Below are 19,732 nucleotides of genomic sequence, written 5' to 3'. Positions count from 1 at the left end.
AATATCGCCTTCAGGAGCGCCGTATAGACCGTATTCGCTACAACGGCGAAATGCAATATATCTGCTCCACAGGAGAACATGATGTACAAGAGAACGCTTTTCACGCTGGTTGCCGTTTTCTCCAACTGGATATTCGCTGCAAATATCGCTTCGGCTGCCGCATTGCTGCAGGCCACAGGGGCAAATCCCGCTGCGGCGGCCACAAGCAATCCCATTGCCATTGAAAATGCCAAGCCGGGTACGTCGTCCTGGAAACTGAATAATCCGGCGCTGCAGCACCAGATCGAGGGATACGTCTCCGCGACCAGCTTCAATCGCGGAGAAACCGTTTCCGTCCATGTGAATACCGCTGCGTCCACATTCAACCTCGAAGTCTTCAGGATGGGATATTACGGCGGCGCAGGCGCGCGGCAGGTTTACTCGGCGGCGAATCTGAAAGGCGGCGCGCAGAAAATGCCGTGTCTGAACCCGGATGGCGTCATCGAATGCGATTGGGCCGTCAGCCATGCGTTTACGGTACCGGCGACCACCGATCCCACGCAGTGGAACTATTGGACGAGCGGCGTCTACCTGGCCAGGATTACGACCAACGATTCCGCCAGGAATGACAGCTACATGATCTTCGTCGTACGCGACGACGCCCGCAGTGCTTCCTTCGTGGCCCAATTACCGATTACCACGTACCAGGCCTATAACTATTGGGGCGGGAAGTCCTTGTATACCGGCTGTGTCAACCACACTGCTACCTGGGCCTGTCCGAACGGACAGCCGAACGCGACGGCCGTTTCCTTCAGCCGTCCGTACACGCCGAGTTCGAACCCGGCCGCGGCATATGGCGCCGGCGCCGGCGAATTCCTGACCAATGTGCAGACCGTGCAGGAGGGCTATCCGATCAGTAGTGCGGCTTTCGACTACAACATGGTGCGCTGGCTCGAAAGACAAGGGCTGGACGTCAAATACATTACCAACCTGGATCTGCATCGCGACCAGAATGTCATGCACGGTGCCAAGGCCTTTGTGTCATTCGGGCACGATGAATACTACTCGAGCTCGATGTGGAACAATCTCGTGGCCGCCCGGGATTCCGGCATCAACCTGGCATTTTTCTCGTCGAACCAGATTTACTGGCGCGTACGATTCGCGTCCGGAGCACGTGGCCAGCCGAATGGAATCATGCTGTGCTACAAATATGCGCAGGACCCCATCGCGTCGGGCGATTTACGTACCGGCCTGTTCCGCGATCTCGGCAAGCCGGAAGCGGCACTGATCGGTGGGCAGTACGTCACGGCCCCGGTGACCGGCGACATCACCGTTACCAATGCGAGCCATTGGCTGTTCTCCGGAAGCGGCGCCTCGAATACCACCGTCCTGCGCGGGCTGCTGGGATACGAGGTCAATGCGATCGCGCCGACCATCTCGCCCGCCAATGTGGAGTCGCTCGCACACACGACCGGAGACGGTTTCGAGAGCGACATCAGCTATTACGTGGCGCCCAGCTCCGCCCAGGTCTTCGCCACCGGATCGATGGCCTGGGCCTGGGGACTGGACGACTATGTTGCCAACGGATTGCGACAGACCTACTCCAGCCCCATTGCGCAGAAAGTCACGGCAAACGTATTCGATGCGCTCTCCGAGACGAACCTGGACACCTTCGTCAATGCGGCCAGCCGGCTTTTCCTGGCGACCCTGGAGGGGAACCTCAATCCGGCCCAGGTCATCCAGAACACCGCGCCGACCGGTTTATCCAAGACGAATAAATGGCGCATCCTCCCCACCACGCCCGGCAAAGTCCGATTGGTGTCGCGATCGACCGGCCTCTGCCTGGACGCCTATGGGACGGTCGCCGGCGCTGTCGTCGGCGTGTGGAATTGCACTGGAGGGCCCAATCAGGAGTGGGTGTCGAAGGAGATGGGGAACGGCTACGTGTCGCTCCAGGACCAGCGCTCCGGCCTGTGCCTCGAAACGCCCTCGTCGACTGCGGCCGGTACCGGCCTGGCCCTGGCAACGTGCGCGCAACGAAGCAATCAGCTCTGGTTCCGAACCGCCACGGGAGGCACCTTGCCCCCCATCCCGACGCCGCCGACCTCGGACATCAAGCCGGATGTGCCCATCACCTTGTCGGACGAGAACAATATCAACATGCTCAGTCTGGGTGATCTGCAGGCGGCGCCGCTCACCCAGCTCCCGACGGCTGCGCACCCGGAATACAGCCAGTGGCGGCCCACTGCGTCGACGGAGGCCAGTTATTTCAAGGTGATCTCGCTGGCGAACGGCTTGTGCCTCGACGGCTACGGCCTGGCGAGCGGCGCGGCAGTCGGTACCTGGGAATGCAATGGCGCCCAACAACAGAATTGGCGTTTTGTTCCGCTTGGCAATTCGGTCTATACGCTGGCCGACCAGCGCTCCGGATTGTGCGTCACGCGCGATGGCGCCAGCGGCATACAACTGACTGCCTGCCAGGCATTGGCAAGCCAGCGCTGGTTGAAGACCGAGCCTGCCGTCGCGGTGCCGACCATGCTGACATTTACCAATGCGGCGAGCCAGTATTTTCTCGCCGTACCGCCGAACACATCGACTTCGTCCCTCGTGGCGCAGGCGCCGACCTCATCCGGCTTTGCCAACCTCTGGCAAGCCACATCGCTGGATGACGGCTATCTCCGCCTGACCTCCACTGTCAATGGCCTATGCCTTGACGCTTACGGGACTGCCGAGGGCGCAAGTGTGGGAACGTGGGAATGTCATCAGGAAGACCAACAGCGATGGAAATTTATTGAAAGTAATACCGGCCTGAACGCCTTGTCCGACAAAAGATCGGGGAAATGCGTCGGCAATGGCGGCTCATCGGCGGACGGCGCATCGCTGATCCTGGAGTCCTGCAATAACAATCTCGGCCAACTGTGGGAGAAGCAGGTTCAGTAAGGCCTGCTCCATGCGCGATTCCCGCTCTCGAATCCGCATATGCAGAGAAGCTTGATATTTGCCGTATCTACTTCATTCCACTGCTGTATTACTCAAGTTTCATCCTTTCGATACGGATCGTACCGCTTACAGTCCGACGTTGATTAACCATGACCATGACGATATTCCACGGCTCAATGCTTCAATTGCTTCGGGTCATTTTCCTGACGTTACTGCTATCGGCATGCGCGGGCAGTACACGCAGACACGATGCGAACGATTCCACAGCTGACGTCTTGGCGAAAGCAGAATTGACCGTCATTACGCCCGCTATCGTGCAGCGCCAGACGCTCGCAAAAAATCAGCAATCGAATGGGGAAGTCGTTCAATTGTTCACGAAGCATGCCGACTCCTACAAGCTCGGCAATGGCGACATCCTGTCGATCGTGGTGTGGGGGCATGCGGAGCTGACCAGCGGCTCGGTCGGGGGTGACGACAACCGCCCCGTTTCCAATGCAGGGACGGACTTCAGCGGGCCTGCCGGATTCGTCATCGACGACCGGGGCATGATCACGTATCCCTTTGTCGGCGAAATCAAGCTCGAAGGCCTGACCGTCGAACAGGCCCGTGCCGCGCTCGCGGAAAAACTCACCAGGTACATCAGGAAGCCCAATATCGTCCTGCGGGTCAGGTCGTTCAGGAGCAAACGCATCTACGTCGACGGCGAACTCAAGACCCCGGGCCTGCTGACCATCGACGATATTCCCATGTCGCTGGTCGAAGCGATCAATCGCTCCGGAGGACTGTTGCCGACCGCGGACCAAAGCCAGATCAAGCTGACGCGCCAGGGCACCACCTATGTGATCGACCTTCCCGAGCTGATGAAAAAAGGGCTGAATCCGACGCAGCTCGTGCTGGCAAACGGCGATGTGCTGCGCGTGCCGTCCCGCGACGAAAGCCTGGTGTTCGTCTCCGGCGAGGTCAATTCGCCGCGCGCGATTCCCATGCATGACGGGCGCCTGTCCTTGAGCGAGGCCATCGGCGCCTCGGGCGGCATCAATCCCATCAGCGGCGATCCCGGGCAAGTGTATGTCATCCGAAAAGCGGAACCGAACGCCCAGGTCTATCTGCTCGATGCGCGCGATCCGAGCGCCTTCGCGATGGCCGAGCAGTTCATGCTCTCGCCCAAGGACGTCATTTTCGTGGCGGCCAGCCCGCTGACCAACTGGCACCGGACGATCAGCAACTTGCTGCCGGGTGCCCTTTCATCCGCCGTCGGGGCAGTAGGAACAAAGCCCTGAACGCCTTCCCCCTCGCAGCGGACCATATCGTTTGCTTTCCTATGGCTTGAGAACATGAGGATAAGATGAATTTGCTACGGTTGTCGCTCATCCTGAAAGCGCGTGCCCGCACCATCGTGCTCGTCACGATGCTGACCCTCGTCGGCGCCGCGGTCATCGCCGTCGTCGCGCCCAAGACCTACAAGGCGACAACCAGTCTCATCCTTAACTACAAGGGGTCCGATCCCGTGACAGGCAGCGGCACGCCCGCCCAGGCCTCGTCCGGCTATTTCTCGACCTACGTCGCCACCCAGATCGACATCATCAAGAGCCCGGCCCTGGGACAGCGGGTCGTGCGGCGCCTCGGCCTGACGAGCGAACCCTCCTATCGGAGCAAGTATGCGAGCGAGGTGAAGTCGGCGCAAGGCACGGACGGCCTGGCGCTGTGGATCGCGGAAAAGCTGTTGGCGAAAATCGAAGTCAAGCCCTCGCACGACAGCAGCGTGCTGACCATCATGTTCAGCGCGCCGGACGCCAGGTTTGCCGCCGCCGCCGCGAACGCGTTCGCCGACGAATACAGGAAGATGGTCATCGAGCTGGATGCGAAGCCGGCGATGCTGGCGTCCGATTACCTGTACCAGCAATTGAACGATGCCCGCGGCGCCATGGAAGCGTCGCTCGCCGAGATGGCGAATTTCCAGCAGGAGACCGGCATCATCGGTGCGGAAAGCACGTCGGACGTGGAGACTGCGCGCTTGAGCGAGCTCTCCACGCAACTGGTGGCCGTCCAGTCCAGCTTGATGGAAGCGAATTCGAAGAGCACGCAAGTCATGCATGGCGAAGCCACCGAAGCGCCGGACATCGCCAACAATGCCTTGATCCAGAGCCTGAAAAGCGACTTGAGCAAAGCGAGGATGAAATTGAGCTCCATCACCCAGATCGTCACGCCCGAGCACCCGAATGCCGTCGCAGCGAAAGCCGAAGTGGATTCGATCGAAAAAGAGCTGACCCGCCAGACATCCCTGTTGAGTGCGGCACTCCTGGCAAACACGTCGATCCTGTTGAAACGCGAAGCGGAATTGACGGACGCGTTCACCCAACAAAAAAACCGGGTGCTCGACCTCAACCGGAAACGGACCACCTTGACGCTGCTGGCGAAAGAAGTCGAGAACCGCAAGCGTGTCTATGACGCCTTGTCGCAGCGCCTGGCGCAAACGAGCATCCAGGGACAGTCGCATCAATCCGACGTCGCCGTCCTGACCGCCGCATCCGTCCCTGCCCTCCCGAGCAACCCGCGCAAGCTCGTCATCGCCGCCCTTGCCGGACTGGCCGGACTGCTGCTCGGCGTGTGCGCTGCATTCCTGCAAGAATTCCTGGACCGCAGAATTCGTTCCATCGACGACCTCGCATCCATTACGCACACATCAATCATGGTCGAGCTTGGGCCAGTAAACTCGTCCACGCTGGTGGACGCCGAGTCGCTGGCGCTTTTACCGAATGGTCATTCCTGAGAGGCTGATGATGGAAAGTCTCGGCAACGTGCCTGTCAACCGCGAGGAACATTACGTCCCTCCGGAAGTACGAATGTATTCCGCCATTGGCGCCTACTTCAAGGAACAAGGATTACTCAACAAGGAGCAGGTCGAAAAGGTACTCCGTTCCCAGCAACAAAGCGGCCTGCGGTTCGGCGAAGAGGCGGTGCGACTGGGTTTGCTGACCCAAGGGCAGATCGACCTGATATTGCGCCGCCAGTTCGACGTGAGCACGCTGGCCCTCGGCGAAAGCGCGATCAGTACCGAGGTCGTCGCGGCGTACAACCCCGATTGCCCCAGCATCGGCCCCCTGCGCTCCCTGCGGACGGTCCTGATGTCCCGGCACACGAAAAGAGGCAGCAGAGGCCATACCCTGGCGATCACGAGCATGCATGCCAAGGATGGACGAAGCCTCGTGGCGGCGAACCTGGCGGTGCTGTTTTCACAGATCGGCATGCGTTCGATCATTGTCGATGCCGACCTGCGCAATCCTCGGCAGCACCAGCTTTTCGGCATCGCCGCCAAGCATGGCTTGTCCATCGCGCTGGCACGCCATTCGCTGCAAAGCATGGTCGAGAAGGTCAACGGCCTGGGACCGCTGTCCCTGCTGCCCGCGGGCGCGTTGCCGCCCAGCCCCGAACAACTGCTGAACCGGCCCGTGTTCGCCCTGCTGCTCGGCGAACTGCAGAAGGAATTCGACATCGTGATCCTCGACACCCCTGCCGGAACGCGGCATATCGAGGCACTGCTCGTCGCCGAACAAGCGAGCCATACGATCGTCATCGCCCGCAAGGACAGGACCCGGTGCGAGGAACTGTCCCGCTTCATGTCCAGCCTCGATGCGGTAAAGGCCAATGTGGTGGCGACGATACTCCGCATCGGTTGATCGCCGCACGCCTCCCAGGAACTCCAGACAAGGATGCATGAATGAGTTTCAAACACCATCCATCGATCTCCGTGGTCGTTCCCGCTTTTAATGTAGAGCGCTATATCGAGGAAGCCGTGGATTCCCTGTTGGCGCAAACGGAAAAGTTCCATGAAATTATCGTCGTGAACGACGGCAGCACCGACGGGACCGCGGAGCGCCTGGCCCGGTACGTCGATGTCGATGCGGTGCATATCGTTCACACGGCCAATCAAGGGCTCGGTCCTGCCCGCAACGAAGGACTGAAGCATGCGAGCGGCGACTTCGTCTATTTCATGGACTCCGACGATTTCATCCTGCCTCACTTCGTCACGACGATCAGCACGATCATCCGGAAAAACCCCAGCATCGACCTCATCTTCTATTCCGGGGAAATCTTCTTCGATCCGGATTACCCCGCCGAAGGCCGCGCGGACGTCAGGCGCGACGAATTCCGGCGCCGGGTCAGCGGCCTGTATCCCAGCGGCCTGGAAGCGGCCGCGGCCTTGCTGGCGACCCGGCTGTTCTCGCCCAGCGCCTGCCTGTATGTGTCGCGCCGCTCCTTGTGGAACAGCGAACTCCGATTCAAGCCGATCGTCCACGAAGACGACGACATCATCACGCGCCTCTGCGCGCGGGCACGGGTCAGCTGCATTACCAGGAGCGCACTCTATATGCGCAGGATCCGGGCGGGCTCCATCATGCACGCCAGGACCAGCAGGCGCAACGCGGCCGGCTATTTCTGCGCCCTGACATCCACCTGGCAGGTCTATGCGGACACCCTGCACGCCCGGCACCGACCCGTCCTGCTGCGGCAGTTCCACGCGCAGGCCTGGCAATACCTGCACGCATGCAGGCGTGCCGGGATCGTGCCGACATTCCACGAACTCCTGTTCCTGCTGCGCCGTCTTCGGCACATCCCCAGGGCAGAGCTATTGCGCACCTTGCTGCCGCTCACGCTCAGGCAATGGATCCGCCAAGGAAAACGGCTGCTTGCCTGATCCGCGCTCGCAAGCACATACCTCATCGCCACCAGGACGCGCACAGGAAGGAAGTGCCTCATGAGTCTCGTCTCCAGCATCAGGTGGGCAGCGGTTTCCCAAGCCGGCAGGATCGCTTCCCAGCTCGTCAGCGTCACGGTCCTGTCGCGCATCATGCCGCAACAGGCCTACGGCATACTGGCGATGGCGATGACGATCACCAACCTGGCCTTCCTGTTCCGCGACCTGGGCATGTCGGCCATCATCATCCAGCGCCAGGAATTGACGCAGGAGCTGAAATCGGCCGTCCATTCCGTGAACGTCTTCACCGGCTTCGCGACGATGGCCGTCCTGCTGGCCCTCAGCCTTCCCGCCGCGCACGTCTTTCGCGTCGACGAACTGGCCCTGGTCATCGCCGCCTTGTCCCTCATTTTTCCGATCTCCGGATTCGGCCTGCTGGCCCAGGCGCTGATCGAGCGCGAGTCGGGATTTCGCCGGCTCGCCCGGATCGAGGTCGCCAGCATGACGAGCGGGCTCGTCACCAGCATTGCGCTGGCCCTCAACGGCGCCGGCGTCTGGAGCCTCGTGGGCCAGATGCTGGTGTCGACGCTCGTGACCAATGTCCAGCTCCGGCTCGCGGTCGACGACAGGACCCGGCTGTCGACCGCGTGGCGGGACATCCTTCCCGTGCTCCGGCTCGGCCGCAACGTGTCGCTGTTTCGCGTCCTGCTCTATGTCGAGCAGAACGCGGACGGCATGATCATCGGCCGCGCCCTCGGGGTGATTCCGCTGGCGATCTATTCCATGTCCTCGAAGATTACCTTGTTCCCCCTGCAAAACATCACCGGCCCCATATCGCGCGCGCTGTTCCCCGCATTCAGCCGCAACCAGAACAGCCGCGCGGCGATGGCGGCGACCTATCTGCGCTCCGTCGCCGCGATCTGCATCGTCGCCGCGCCGATCATGGCGGCGGTGTGCATGCTGCGCGCGGATCTCGCCTTGCTGCTGTTCGGCCCGAAGTGGGACGGCATTCCGGCGGTATTGCAATGGCTCGCTCCCGTCGGCTTCCTGCAGGCCCTCACGGCGACGACGGGCGTCGTCTTCCTCTCGCTCGACCGCACCGGACTGATGCTCAAACTCGGCATCGTCGGCTGCGTGCTGCAGCTGACGTCCTACCTCGTCGGCGTGCGCTGGGGCGTACAAGGGGTCGCGGCAAGCTTCTTCGTGGCGAACCTGATCAATATGGTGCCATGCATGGCATGCGTCATGCGGTGTCTCGAGATCGGTCCGAAGCGCATTCTCGACACGGTGGCGCGGCCCTTGATTGCCTGCCTCGTCATGGCGCTCGTCCTGGCCCTGATGGACCGCCTGCCGCAGCTGTCGGCGCTGCCGCCGATGCTCGCCTTTCCCATCAAGGCGGCGGGCGCGGCGCTGACCTATTTCCTGGTGCTCGGGATGGTGTTGAAACAGGACTTGTCGGGCATTGTCGCCCTCGTACGGCCGTCGTAACGCGCGGCCCCGCACATGGCATGGAATCGTCAAAACAGAGGTGATCGATGAATACGGATGTCAGCGTCATTATCCCGGTGTTCAACGGCGAGGCGTTCGTCGGCAGAGCGATCGACAGCGTGCTGCGCCAAACGCATCCGGCAACGGAAATCATCGTCGTCGACGATGGATCGACCGACGGCACGGCGCAAGCGCTGGCCCGTTTCGGCGACAGGATCCGCGTCCTCCACACACCGAACCGCGGGGTATCCAGCGCGCGGAACTCGGGGTTCGCCGCCTCGACCGGCAGCCTGGTCGCCTTCCTCGACGCGGACGACGAATGGTACGACGACAAGCTGGCGCGCCAGCTGGAAGTCCTGGCGCGGCATCCGCGCTCGGCCCTTTGCTGCTGCGATTACGTGGTGCAAAACGGCACGGCGGACGACCCGCAGCCGCAGCCGCACCCGCAATCGCATTTCGCGCTCGTCGCGGCACGGACGGGCACACGCCCGGACGACTGGATGCGCGATCCGCTCGCCGCCCTGGTGCAGGGGAATGTCATCGGCACGACGTCGACCGTCCTCGTCAAGCGCGCCTTGTTGAACACGGTCGGGCTGTTCCATTCCCGCTACAAGCAGGCGGAAGACTACGACTTGTGGATACGGTGCGCCCTCGTGACCGAATTCGTCGTCATGGACGAGGTCTTGCTGAAAAAAATAGGCCATGACGGCAACCTGACCAACGACCAGATCGAAACCTTCCTGTACCACGAGACGGTGCTCGGCGCCCATCTCGCCGGCAGGACCTTCGCCGCCCACGGGGCGCTGCAGTCCGCGGCCCGGCTGGCCCTTGCGCAAACGCGCTACCAGCTGGCCAACCTGTTTTACGAGGCGCGCCGGTATGCCGAGAGCGGCCGCTACTACCTGAAGGCACTGCGCACGCAGGCGTCGCCAAGGAACGTGGGCTTGTTCCTGCATTACACGTCGCGAAAACTGGTGCGCACCCTGTCGTTGGGCGCCATCCGGGCAAAGGCGGCGTGAGCGCCGGCGCCTTCGACACATTTGCATCGTCAACAGGAGCAAGCATGGCGACCTTCGACGTCCTGATGCCCGTAAAAAATGGCCTGCCTTACCTGCGCGAGGCCATCGACAGCATCCGTCGTCAAACCTGGACGGACTGGCGCATGTTCCTCGTCGACCATGGGTCCACGGACGGCAGCCTTGACGTCGCATTCCGCGCTGCCGAGGCCGACAAGCGCATCGTCGTGGTCCAGTGCCCGGCGGGGCACGGCTTTTCCCGGCTGCTGAACGACGGCCTCGCGCGCTGCGATGCCAGGTATGTGCTCCGCCAGGATGCCGACGACGTGTCGCTGCCCCATCGCATGCAGGTACTGGCGGCGGCCTTCGAGGCCGATCCCGGCATCGTTCTGCTGGGTTCGCAAGGGCATGTGATCGACGGCGCCGGGCGCGACACCGGCCGCTTCGGCATGCCGCTGGCCCCGGAACGCATCGCCGCCCTCTCCTTCTTCCGCATTCCCGTCCTGCACCCGGCTGCCGCCATGCGGCTCGACCGGCTCGTCCATCTGGGCGCCACGTATGGCCACGATTTCGTCAAGGCCGTGCCCGACGCGGAGCGGCTCGAGGTGTCCGGCCTGGCGGAAGATTATTTCCTGTTCGGCCAGCTGGCACTGGTCGCCCGCTGCCGCAACGTCAGGGAGCGCCTGCTGCAGTTCAGGTGGCACGACAATAACATCAGCAGCAGGAAGCACGTCGAGCAGACGCGGGTCGCCATCGCGATCTCGCGCTATCTCGCCAGGACGTTTGCGCTCCTCAAGGACGTTCCCGCCTTCGATCCCGCGCCGATGTGCAACCACGGGTACAGGCTCGTGGACATCCGCGGCCGCGATCGTTTCGACCGCGAATTCGACACGCTGCGCGACAGCCTGTCGCGGGGGCTGGGCGCTTCCGCGGCGCTGGATGCCGAACTGGATTTCCGCCGCTGTTTCGTGCGCCGCCAATCCGCCGCCATGATGGGACGCTACCTCCGCCACGCGGCACGCCGCGGCACCGACCGCTCGGAGTGGTACACGGTCAAGTCCTGGCTGCTGCACCGGTCGGGCGTCGCCGGGCGGGCCTCCGGCGCGCCAGCGCTGGTGGCGATCGACTAGCGCATGGGCGATGCCATGACATTCCATGCCCTTGCACCCGTACGGTCCTCCGTCGTCCATGGCCGCGCCATGACCGTGGCGATCGCGCTGTGCGCCATTGCCATGGGGGCCGGCATTCCCGCTTACCTGGCGGTCGTGGGCGACGGCGCGGCGGCGGTGCTCGCGCTGCCCTTGACCGTGGCGCTCGCCGCCCTGTTCTTCGCGCGGAAAAAGACCTTCTTCTTCCTCGTGCTCGCCGCGAGGTCGGCCTGCGATCTCGTCTTCGAATCCATCCGCCTGTCGGTCGCGGGAGGAGGACCGGGCATCGGCGGCTTCGTCAATGCCAGCATCATCGGGCTCGCCCTCCTCGTGATATCGAAGGACGACGTGCTGCGCAGGAAGCCCTTCCTGGCGGCGTGGGCGTGGTTCTTCTGCACCACGGCATACGGCTTCCTGCTCGCGCCATCCAAGGGAGAAAGCCTGCGCTTCATCCTTGCCTGGGTATCGAACTTCGCGGTGTTCTACTGCGCTGCGTCCTTCGTCACTTCCATGAAGGACTTCCGCACCGTGCTCCGGGTGATCGTCGCGTCCTCCATCATCCCGGTCGCCTACGGCATGGTCCAGGTCGCCGCGGCCGGGCTCGGGGCGCTGTCGAGCAGCCGCGTCCAGGGCACCTTTACCCACCCGAACATCTTCGCGTTCTACCTTGCCTTCGTCATCTGCATCGTGTTCTACCAGCTGAAGTCGCCGCTGCAGGGCGGCGGCATGTTCGGGAAAGCGGCCCTCGTCGCCTGGATGGCCGTGTTGTCCGGCATGCTGGTCTGTACCCAGACCCGCAGCGCCTGGCTCGTCTGCATGGCGATGTTCCTGGCCTTCGGCGTCTTGTTCGAGCGCCGCTATCTGCTCTACCTGCTGGCCGGCTGTTGCCTTGCCCTGCTGGTGGAACCGATCCGCGACCGCATCATCGACCTGAGTGCGCCCGAAGTGGTGACGAGCCAGACCAAGCTCGATTCCTTCCGCTGGCGGGTCGAATTGTGGACGGCGGCGCTCGAATGGATGGAGATCAAGCGCGCCCTGTTCGGCTACGGCATCGGCGCCTTTTCCGAGAACGCGCCCGTGTTCTTCGCGCGCGGCGACGGCATCCACTGGGATGCGCACAATGTGTACGTGCAGTGGCTGTTCGACGTCGGCCTGCTCGGGCTGGCCGCCTATGTCTGGATCCACGGCCGGCTGCTGTATCTGCTGCGGCGGCTGTCCCAGGTCGACCGCCTGCTGCGCTTCATCGTCATGGTCACCGTGATCAGCTACCTGACGGTGTCCTTCTCCGACAACATGATGTTCTATCTCGCATTCAACTGGTACTACTGGCTGTTCCTGGGCGCGGCCTCGTCCCTGCTGGCCGTGCCGGCCGAGGCGGCGCGGCAGGCACGGCCGGAACCGGCGTCCGGACGCGCGTTCGTCGTCTGGCGGTAGCGCGGCGCCATGCGATCGACATGCCGGCATATCGGCACATCGGCAAAACGGGAGATAAACATGTCCAGGAATCGTCGAGGAAGGCATGCCGCGTGGGGCGTGCTGCTGGCCCTCGTGTCGGTGACGCTGTTCACCCACGCCGAGCGCAAGCCGCCCCCGCGCACGGAGGGCAAGGGAGGCCAGGCGCGCCAATGGGGCAGCTTCGATACGCCCTTCGCGGCCGATTCGCCGTGGAACAGCCGTCCCGTCGATCCCGTGTTTTCCGATGCGTCGGTCCCGGCGGCAAAATATGCCCCGGCGATCGAATCGGGAAAATGGTCGACGGGCGTGTTCCACGCCCTGCCCGGCAAGGGAGGGCCGGTCACCGTCCATGGCCCGCCGGACAAGCCCGGCCCGTGGCGGGCCGACGACCGGACTTTCGGGAACATCGTGCTGCCCCGCTGGCCGGAGGACGTCAAGCCGGCGTCCGGCAGCGACGGCCACGCCGAGATCGTCGATACGGCGACGGGCATCGTCCACTCGTTCTGGAAGCTCAGGGCCGAGCAGGGAAAATGGATCGCGGACCAGTACGCCTGGACCAGCCTGGGCGGCTCGGGCTGGGGCGATCCCGCGCACACGATCCAGGGCGCCCGGGCCGCGGGCGTATCGGCCATCGGCGGCCTGATCCGCACGCAGGAGGTGAACGACGCCCAGGCGCTGTACCGCCACGCCTTGAGCATGTCGCTACCGACCACGGCCCTGGCGCCGGCGCCCGCCTACGTCTACCCGGCGACGTCGGCCGACAAGGAAGCCAAGGCGGTCAACACGGGCCGGATTCCCGAGGGCGCGTTGCTGATGCTGCCGGCCGCCTTCGATACGGCGACCATCGACGATGCGAGGATCAGGAAGATCGCGGAAACCCTCAAGGTGTATGGCGCCTATGTCGTCGACCGCAACGGATCGACGGGCTTCGTCATCTACAGCGAAATCGATAGCGGACTCGAGCTGCACGGACGCGTCTGGAATGCGCAGGCGGTGGCCGACCTGGAAAAGATCCGCGTCGCCTTGCGCCAGGTGACGGGTGCCAGGCAATGGGTCGACGGTGACGGCAAGGTCGTGAAGCGCAAACCGCGCGCCAACCTGCTGTCCATGCGCGGACCGTGGACGGCGACGGCAGGCCAGGCCAAAGCCTCCTTCGACTCGTGGTCGCAAAGCCTGGTGCTCGAAGGGGCAAGCGGCGGCGCCGTCGTGACGAAGACCTTTGCCGACGATGTGACCGAAGTCAGCTGGGCCAAGCCGGCGCCGGGCGACCGCTACCGGATCGAATGCCGCGCCACGGGCGGCGCGACGTGCCGGCTGCAGATGCGGAAAGCCGATGCCGGAGACAACGTCGTCGACAGCGGCGACCTGGCCGACAAGGAGACCGCGCAATTCGCCTGGCCGGCCGGCAAGGTATCGGTGTCGCTGACCGCACGCGCAAGCAGCCCCAGCGCGACCGTACGCATGCTGCTGACGCGCCAATAGGCGGCACCGTCGTCGGCAACGTACGGCTCCGTCTCTTCCATCACGATCTCATCAAGAAAGAAGCGCCGGTCCCCCGGCGCTTTCCCTTTTCAACGCGGCGTGAGCAGGAAGGCGCGCTGCCGCTCGCTGCCATCGATACCGGTCCCGATGATCTGGCCCGCATTGTTGACGGCCTTGACGTACTGCAGCCGCCAGCCCGCGTCCCTGACGCCGGCGACGGTATTGAGGTCCACCAGGATGCCGGTGCTGGCCTGCCAGAAGAAGACGGTACTGCCGCCGCCGGCCTGCATGGTTCCCACGATGTCGCCATCGTCGTTGATGCCGGCCAGCGCCGTCACGTCGCCGGCGATCACCGTGGCGATGTCGGCCACCGCGCCCTGGCGATAGCGGAACGGCCGGCCGTAGCCGCTGAAGCCGACCAGCTCTGCCGCGGTATTGAAATCGACGGGCTCCATGTAGTACGGGAAGGCGGGGCCGCCGGGAATGGAAGAGATCGTCACGGTGGACGCGTCGTGCAGGTTGTAGAGCAGGGTCGATTCGCGCGAGTTGCCGGAAAACGCCATGATCACGCCGCTATTATTGATTTTCAGTCCCCTGGAAATCTTCGCTTGCAGGTCGATGGGCGCGCCCGTCTTCCTGGCAATGTAATTGCAGCTCGCGATGGGGCTCATGCAGTCGCCTTGGCGCGTGCCGCGGTAATGGATCAGGATGTCGCCCGCATCGTTGATGTCCTGGACCTGCTTGACTGCGGTGAACGGCAAGACGATTTCGCTCAGGCTGCCGCCGTCGGACGAGAACATGCGCGCGCTCGCGATGTCGCCGCCGGTCGAGCTGCTACCCACGATCTGGCCCAGGTTATTGATCGCCACGGCCGCGCTGCCGTCGTTCCCCGCCAGCACGCCCAGGTTGCGCATCTGGCCGTTGCGGTAGAGGAAGGCGCGCTGCGCGCCGTCGGCCAGCCGGCTCCAACCGACGACGCTGCCGGCATCGTTGAGGGCGGCAACGCTGGTTTCGTCGCCGCCGAGCGTGCCGAGGTCGGCGATCGTCCAGTCGCCGGCGGGCTGGGCGAGCGAGGACGAATAACTGCAGGATTTGTCGACGCCGGGAAGCGGATCGTCGAACACGGCATTGCCGCAGCGGACCGAGCCCGTCACGCTGCGATAGACGAAGCTGCCGTCGGCGCCATAGCGCACGAGGCGCTTGCCCGTCACCGTGCACGTCGCGTCTTCGGCCGCGCACGGGGTCCAGGCGGTGTGCAGCGGCGTCTCCAGCGCCAGGCTGCAGAACTTGTCGGCGCCCGGGGCGGGGTCGCCGAAGGTGGCGTTGACGCACTGCGCGGGGCCAGTCACCGCCTTGACCACATAGGTCCCGTTCGCCCCGTAGCGCACGTCGCGCTTGCCCGCGAAGTCGCAGGCCTGGTCTTCCAGCGCGCACTGGACCCACGCGATGCCGGTCGCCGCCTCCGTTTGTGCCGACAGCTTGCTGGCCGTAGCTGCTTTCCCGGCACCATCCGCCCCACTGCCGCATGCCGCCAACGCCATGCCGCACAAGACGGACACCACTGCGGACACACCCCATCGCCTCCATTTCCTCATGATTTCCCCCACCGCGATCGCTCGCATTGTTAAAAGTATTGCAACACGAGGCATTGTCACTTGGGCGATGAAGAAAAACCCTGATTCATTACAAGCGCTCCACGAATCCCAATCAATATGATCGAGGTAGTTGATTGTTAGAAATGGTGGCAATGAAATACCGAGCAATACCAGCCATGCATGCGCGACGCTTCGCTCTGGCCCGGCCGCTGGCGGCGTCCATAATGCTGAGCGCCATCATCGGCTGGGTTCATCGTATGATGTAGGCTCAGCAAGCCCGCGGCCCGTTGCCGCGTGTACCATTTTTGTGAGAATTTATGTACCGTCGTATCGAAGCACGCATCGTCAACCCCCTGCTCGGCACTGAAATCCCGGCGCCCCGTTATGAAACGAGCGGATCGGCCGCCATGGACCTGCGCGCATGCATCCCTTCCCCGCTGTCCATTCCCGCGGGCGGCCGCGCGCTGGTCCAGACCGGGCTGGCGCTGAACATGATGGATCCGGGCCTGGTCGCGGTGGTCGCCTCGCGCTCCGGCCTGTCGCTCAAGCATGGCGTGCGCGTCGCGCAGGGCATCGGCGTGATCGACTCGGACTACCACGGGGAAATCGGCGTGATCCTGGCGAACGACGGCAGCGAGGACTACGTCGTGCAGCCGGGCGACCGCGTCGCCCAGCTGATGTTCCAGCCCGTCGTCCAGGTGGCGCTGCAATTCGTCGACCACTTCGCCATCGCCACGGAACGCGGCGAGGGCGGCTTCGGCAGCACCGGCAAACAATAAGACAAAAGGAGCAGCATGACCCTTACCCGCCTTCTTCGCCCTGGAGCATCCCTCATCGCCGCGGCCCTGCTGCTGTCGGCCTGCGCCACGCAGGCGCCCCGCCAATCCCCGGGCATCCCCGGCGTCGCCGAGCGCCCCGCGGAGGCGCCCGGATTGACGCCGCAGATGGCCGCCGCCGCCGACACCCTGACGAAGATGGCGGACCTGCAGGACCGCCTGTACAAGGTCGCGGCGCCCCTGCTGATCCAGAACGCGGAACTGTGCAAGGGCCAGGCCCGCAACCTGCTCGGCTTCACCGCCAAGAACCGCTGGTCGTATCCGGGCGAGTACAACGAAGCCGCCCACGTCGCTTTCGGCATGGACGAACACCTGCAGGTGACGGGCGTGCTGGCCGGCAGCGGCGCGGCGCGCGCGGGCCTGCAGGTCGGCGACGTGCTGCTCTCCGCCGGCGGCAAGCCGCTCCCGGTCGGCAAGAACGCGCTGGGCGAAGCGGGCACCATCTTCGCCAGGATCATCGCCACCCAGGCCAGCCTGCCGATGAGCATCGAGCGCCGCCGCGTCGAACGCGACATCGCGATCCCCGTCACGCGCGCCTGCTCCTTCGCCATCGAGCTGGGCAACGCCGACAACATCAACGCCTACGGCGACGGCAACCGCGTGCTCGTCACGCGCGGCATGATCGGCTTTACCCGCAACGACGACGAGCTGGCCTTCGTGCTGGCGCGCACGATGGCGCACAACCTGCTGAACCACCCGGCCACGCAGCGCAACCAGGCCACGCTGGCCAGCGTCATCGACAACCTGCGCAGCATCACGCCCGACACGTCCCTCTTGATCGGCAGCGGCGGCATCAAGGCCATGCCGGCCGACGCCGACGCCGCGGCCGACCGCCTGGCCACCTACCTGGCCGTGCGCGCCGGTTACGACGCCACCCGCGCCCCCGCGTTCTGGCGCCGCCTGGCCGACACCTATCCGCCCACGGTGCTGAACGGCTACAGCGCCAACCACCCGGCGCTGGCGCAACGCCTGGCGGCGATCGACAAGGCGAACGGCGAGATCAAGGCCAAGCGCGCCGCGAAGAAACCGCTGGTGCCGTAACGATCCGCTTACCCCGTCGCCCCTGCGGAGGCAGGGGCCCAAGCTTCGAGCAGCTTGCAGGCATTGGGCCCCTGCCTGCGCAGGGGCGACGGTATGTTGCAGGGATATCTGCGGCAAGCCCCGCCTCCTTGTATCATTGTCGATCCCGCGCCGGACCACGATAACGATAACGACAATGAACACCGCCAACCTGCTGCGCCTCTTTTCCCTTGCCGCCATCTGGGGCGGCTCCTTCCTCTTCATGCGCATCGCCGCGCCGGTGCTGGGGCCCGCCGTGCTGATCGAGTTCCGCGTGCTGCTGGCGGCGCTGTTCCTGGCGCTGGTGGGCCTGGTGCTGAAGAAGCGCCTGCAATTGGGCGCGCACTGGAAGCATTACTTCATCCTCGGTTTCTTCAATTCGGCGCTGCCCTTCCTGCTGTTCGCGTTCGCCGCGCGCACGCTGTCGGCGTCCGTCCTGTCCGTGCTGAACGCCACCGCGCCCATGTGGAGCGCGCTGCTCGGCGCCGCCTGGACGCGCCAGGCCATCGCTCCGCGCACCCTGCTCGGCCTCGTGCTGGGCACGGTGGGCGTGGCCCTGCTGGTCGGCTTCGACCACGTGGCCAGCCGCGACGGCGCCGGCATCGCGATCGGCGCCGCGCTGGCGGCGGCGCTGAGCTACGGCGTGGCCAGCCTGTATGCGCGCTCGGCGCCGAGCGTGGATGCCTTCGCCAATGCGCACGGCACCATGTGGACCTCGGCCATCATGGTGCTGTCCGTGCTGCCGTTCTTCCCGGCCAGCGGCAGCCCGACGCTCGGCATCGGCGCCGCCGTGCTGGCGCTGGGGGTGCTGTGCAGCGGCATCGCCTACCTGCTGTACTTCCGCCTGATCGAGGAAGTCGGCACGACCTCGGCGCTCACGGTGACCTTCCTGAATCCGCTGTTCGGCATCCTGTGGGGCACGCTGTTCCTCGGCGAGATCATCGGCTGGTACACGGTCGCGGGTTCGGCCATCGTGCTGGTCGGCACCGCCCTCGTGACGGGATTCAGCCCGCGCTGGGACCGCGCGGCGGCGGGCGCTGCGGCGAAGTGAACACCAGTGGACACCAAATGAGCACCAAGTGAGCACCAGGTGAGCACCCGCTTCGCCATCGCCCTGCCGGCCGGCTACGTCGCCGCCCACGCCCTCGCCTTCCACGGGCGCGATGCGAACGGGCCCGCGGAACGCGTCGACGGCATGCGCATCCGCAAGGCCATCCTGCTGGACGGCGTGCCGACGCTGCTCGACCTGACCCTGCACGCGGAGCACGCCGACTGCGCCGTCGATGCCGATGGCCCCGTCGGCGCACGGGCACGCGCGGCGCTCGTCAACATGCTGGGCCTGGCTATCGACCCGGCGCCGTTCACGGCGATGGTCGCCGGCGACGCGCTGTTCGCCCCGCTCGTGCGCCGCCATCCGGGCCTGCGCGTGATCCAGGCGGCCACGGTGTTCGAGGCCCTGACCTGGGCCGTCATCGGCCAGCAGATCAATCTCGCCTTCGCGATCGCGCTGCGGCGCAGCTTCATCGAACTGGCGGGCCGCCCGCATGCGAGCGGGATGTGGTGCTATCCGGAAGCGGCCGACGTGGCGCGCCTGGAAGCCGACCAGCTGGGCAGCCGCAAGTTCTCGCGCGCGAAAGCGGAAACGCTGCTGCGCCTGGCGCGGCTGGCGGCCGACGGCGACCTGGACCTGGAGCGCCTGCTGGACGAACAGGGCGCGGCCGGCGCCGCCGAGCGCCTGCTGGCGATAAAGGGCATCGGCCCCTGGACCGTCAATTACGCGCTGCTGCGCGGCTATGGGTATCCGGATTGCTCGCTGCATGGCGACGTGGCCGTGCGCAACGCGATCGGGCGCCTGCTGGGCGGCGCGGACGCACCGCGCCCGGACCTGCGCGAAGCGGAAGCCTTCCTGCAGGCGTACCGCCCGCAGCGCACGATGGCCGCCGCATATTGCTGGGCCAGCCTGGGCGACCCCATCGACTGAACGGTGCCGGGCCCATGGTAGATACCGTCTTGCCTGTCAAGCTGCGAAAGCGTAATT

Annotated in this window: 15 protein-coding genes; 14 read left to right on the top strand and 1 reads right to left on the bottom strand. The window is 64.7% G+C overall.

Features of this window, described 5'->3' with window-relative positions:
• Nucleotides 1-78 precede the first annotated feature (78 nt).
• From QPK32_RS05745 to QPK32_RS05700, 10 genes are all read left to right on the top strand, one after another.
• Entirely contained in the window at nt 79-2,919 is a 2,841-nt protein-coding gene (locus QPK32_RS05745) for a N,N-dimethylformamidase beta subunit family domain-containing protein (RefSeq protein ID WP_290411825.1), read from the top strand.
• Between the two features lie 149 nt (nt 2,920-3,068).
• The gene (locus tag QPK32_RS05740; protein ID WP_290411824.1) at nt 3,069-4,199 is read left to right on the top strand and encodes a polysaccharide biosynthesis/export family protein; all 1,131 of its coding nucleotides are present in this window, start codon (nt 3,069-3,071) and stop codon (nt 4,197-4,199) included.
• A 65-nt stretch (nt 4,200-4,264) separates the two neighbouring features.
• Nucleotides 4,265-5,689, top strand: coding sequence for a GNVR domain-containing protein (locus QPK32_RS05735; RefSeq protein WP_290411823.1), 1,425 nt, complete (start codon nt 4,265-4,267; stop codon nt 5,687-5,689).
• Between the two features lie 7 nt (nt 5,690-5,696).
• Nucleotides 5,697-6,596 carry a chain length determinant protein tyrosine kinase EpsG gene (locus QPK32_RS05730; RefSeq protein ID WP_290411822.1) on the top strand — a complete coding sequence of 300 codons (900 nt, stop codon included), beginning with the start codon at nt 5,697-5,699 and terminating at the stop codon, nt 6,594-6,596.
• A 41-nt stretch (nt 6,597-6,637) separates the two neighbouring features.
• Nucleotides 6,638-7,615: a glycosyltransferase family A protein gene (locus QPK32_RS05725; RefSeq protein ID WP_290411821.1), complete on the top strand. Its 978-nt coding sequence runs from the start codon at nt 6,638-6,640 to the stop codon at nt 7,613-7,615.
• Nucleotides 7,616-7,675: 60 nt separating this feature from the next.
• A complete protein-coding gene (locus tag QPK32_RS05720) occupies nt 7,676-9,103 on the top strand; it encodes a lipopolysaccharide biosynthesis protein (protein WP_290411820.1) in 1,428 nt (475 codons plus the stop codon).
• Between the two features lie 47 nt (nt 9,104-9,150).
• Entirely contained in the window at nt 9,151-10,122 is a 972-nt protein-coding gene (locus tag QPK32_RS05715) for a glycosyltransferase (protein WP_290411819.1), read from the top strand.
• Between the two features lie 44 nt (nt 10,123-10,166).
• Nucleotides 10,167-11,249, top strand: a complete 1,083-nt coding sequence (locus QPK32_RS05710) for a glycosyltransferase (RefSeq protein WP_290411818.1) — start codon at nt 10,167-10,169, stop codon at nt 11,247-11,249.
• 15 nt (nt 11,250-11,264) lie between these two features.
• Nucleotides 11,265-12,701, top strand: a complete 1,437-nt coding sequence (locus QPK32_RS05705; protein WP_290411817.1) for an O-antigen ligase — start codon at nt 11,265-11,267, stop codon at nt 12,699-12,701.
• Between the two features lie 60 nt (nt 12,702-12,761).
• A complete protein-coding gene (locus QPK32_RS05700; RefSeq protein WP_290411816.1) occupies nt 12,762-14,204 on the top strand; it encodes an Atrophin-1 multi-domain protein in 1,443 nt (480 codons plus the stop codon).
• Nucleotides 14,205-14,293: 89 nt separating this feature from the next.
• Here QPK32_RS05700 and QPK32_RS05695 read toward each other — a convergent pair whose 3' ends face one another.
• Nucleotides 14,294-15,775, bottom strand: coding sequence for a hypothetical protein (locus tag QPK32_RS05695; protein ID WP_290411815.1), 1,482 nt, complete (start codon nt 15,773-15,775; stop codon nt 14,294-14,296).
• A 341-nt stretch (nt 15,776-16,116) separates the two neighbouring features.
• Here QPK32_RS05695 and dut point away from each other — a divergent pair, with 341 nt between their 5' ends.
• The 4 genes from dut to QPK32_RS05675 all read left to right on the top strand — a co-directional run bounded on the left by dut (nt 16,117) and on the right by QPK32_RS05675 (nt 19,675).
• Entirely contained in the window at nt 16,117-16,578 is a 462-nt protein-coding gene (gene dut, locus QPK32_RS05690; RefSeq protein ID WP_290411814.1) for a dUTP diphosphatase, read from the top strand.
• Nucleotides 16,579-16,593: 15 nt separating this feature from the next.
• Nucleotides 16,594-17,676, top strand: a complete 1,083-nt coding sequence (locus QPK32_RS05685; RefSeq protein ID WP_290411813.1) for a M48 family metallopeptidase — start codon at nt 16,594-16,596, stop codon at nt 17,674-17,676.
• Nucleotides 17,677-17,851: 175 nt separating this feature from the next.
• On the top strand, nt 17,852-18,745 hold the full coding sequence (locus QPK32_RS05680) for a DMT family transporter (protein WP_290411812.1): 894 nt from the start codon (nt 17,852-17,854) through the stop codon (nt 18,743-18,745).
• Nucleotides 18,746-18,784: 39 nt separating this feature from the next.
• Entirely contained in the window at nt 18,785-19,675 is an 891-nt protein-coding gene (locus QPK32_RS05675) for a DNA-3-methyladenine glycosylase 2 (protein WP_290411811.1), read from the top strand.
• Nucleotides 19,676-19,732 lie beyond the last annotated feature (57 nt).

It is taken from the genome of Massilia sp. YIM B02763 (assembly GCF_030412015.1).
Taxonomy (GTDB): Bacteria; Pseudomonadota; Gammaproteobacteria; order Burkholderiales; family Burkholderiaceae_D; genus Telluria.
The sequence above is the reverse complement of the archived record's forward strand: the minus strand, read 5'-3'. Positions and strand labels throughout refer to the sequence as shown.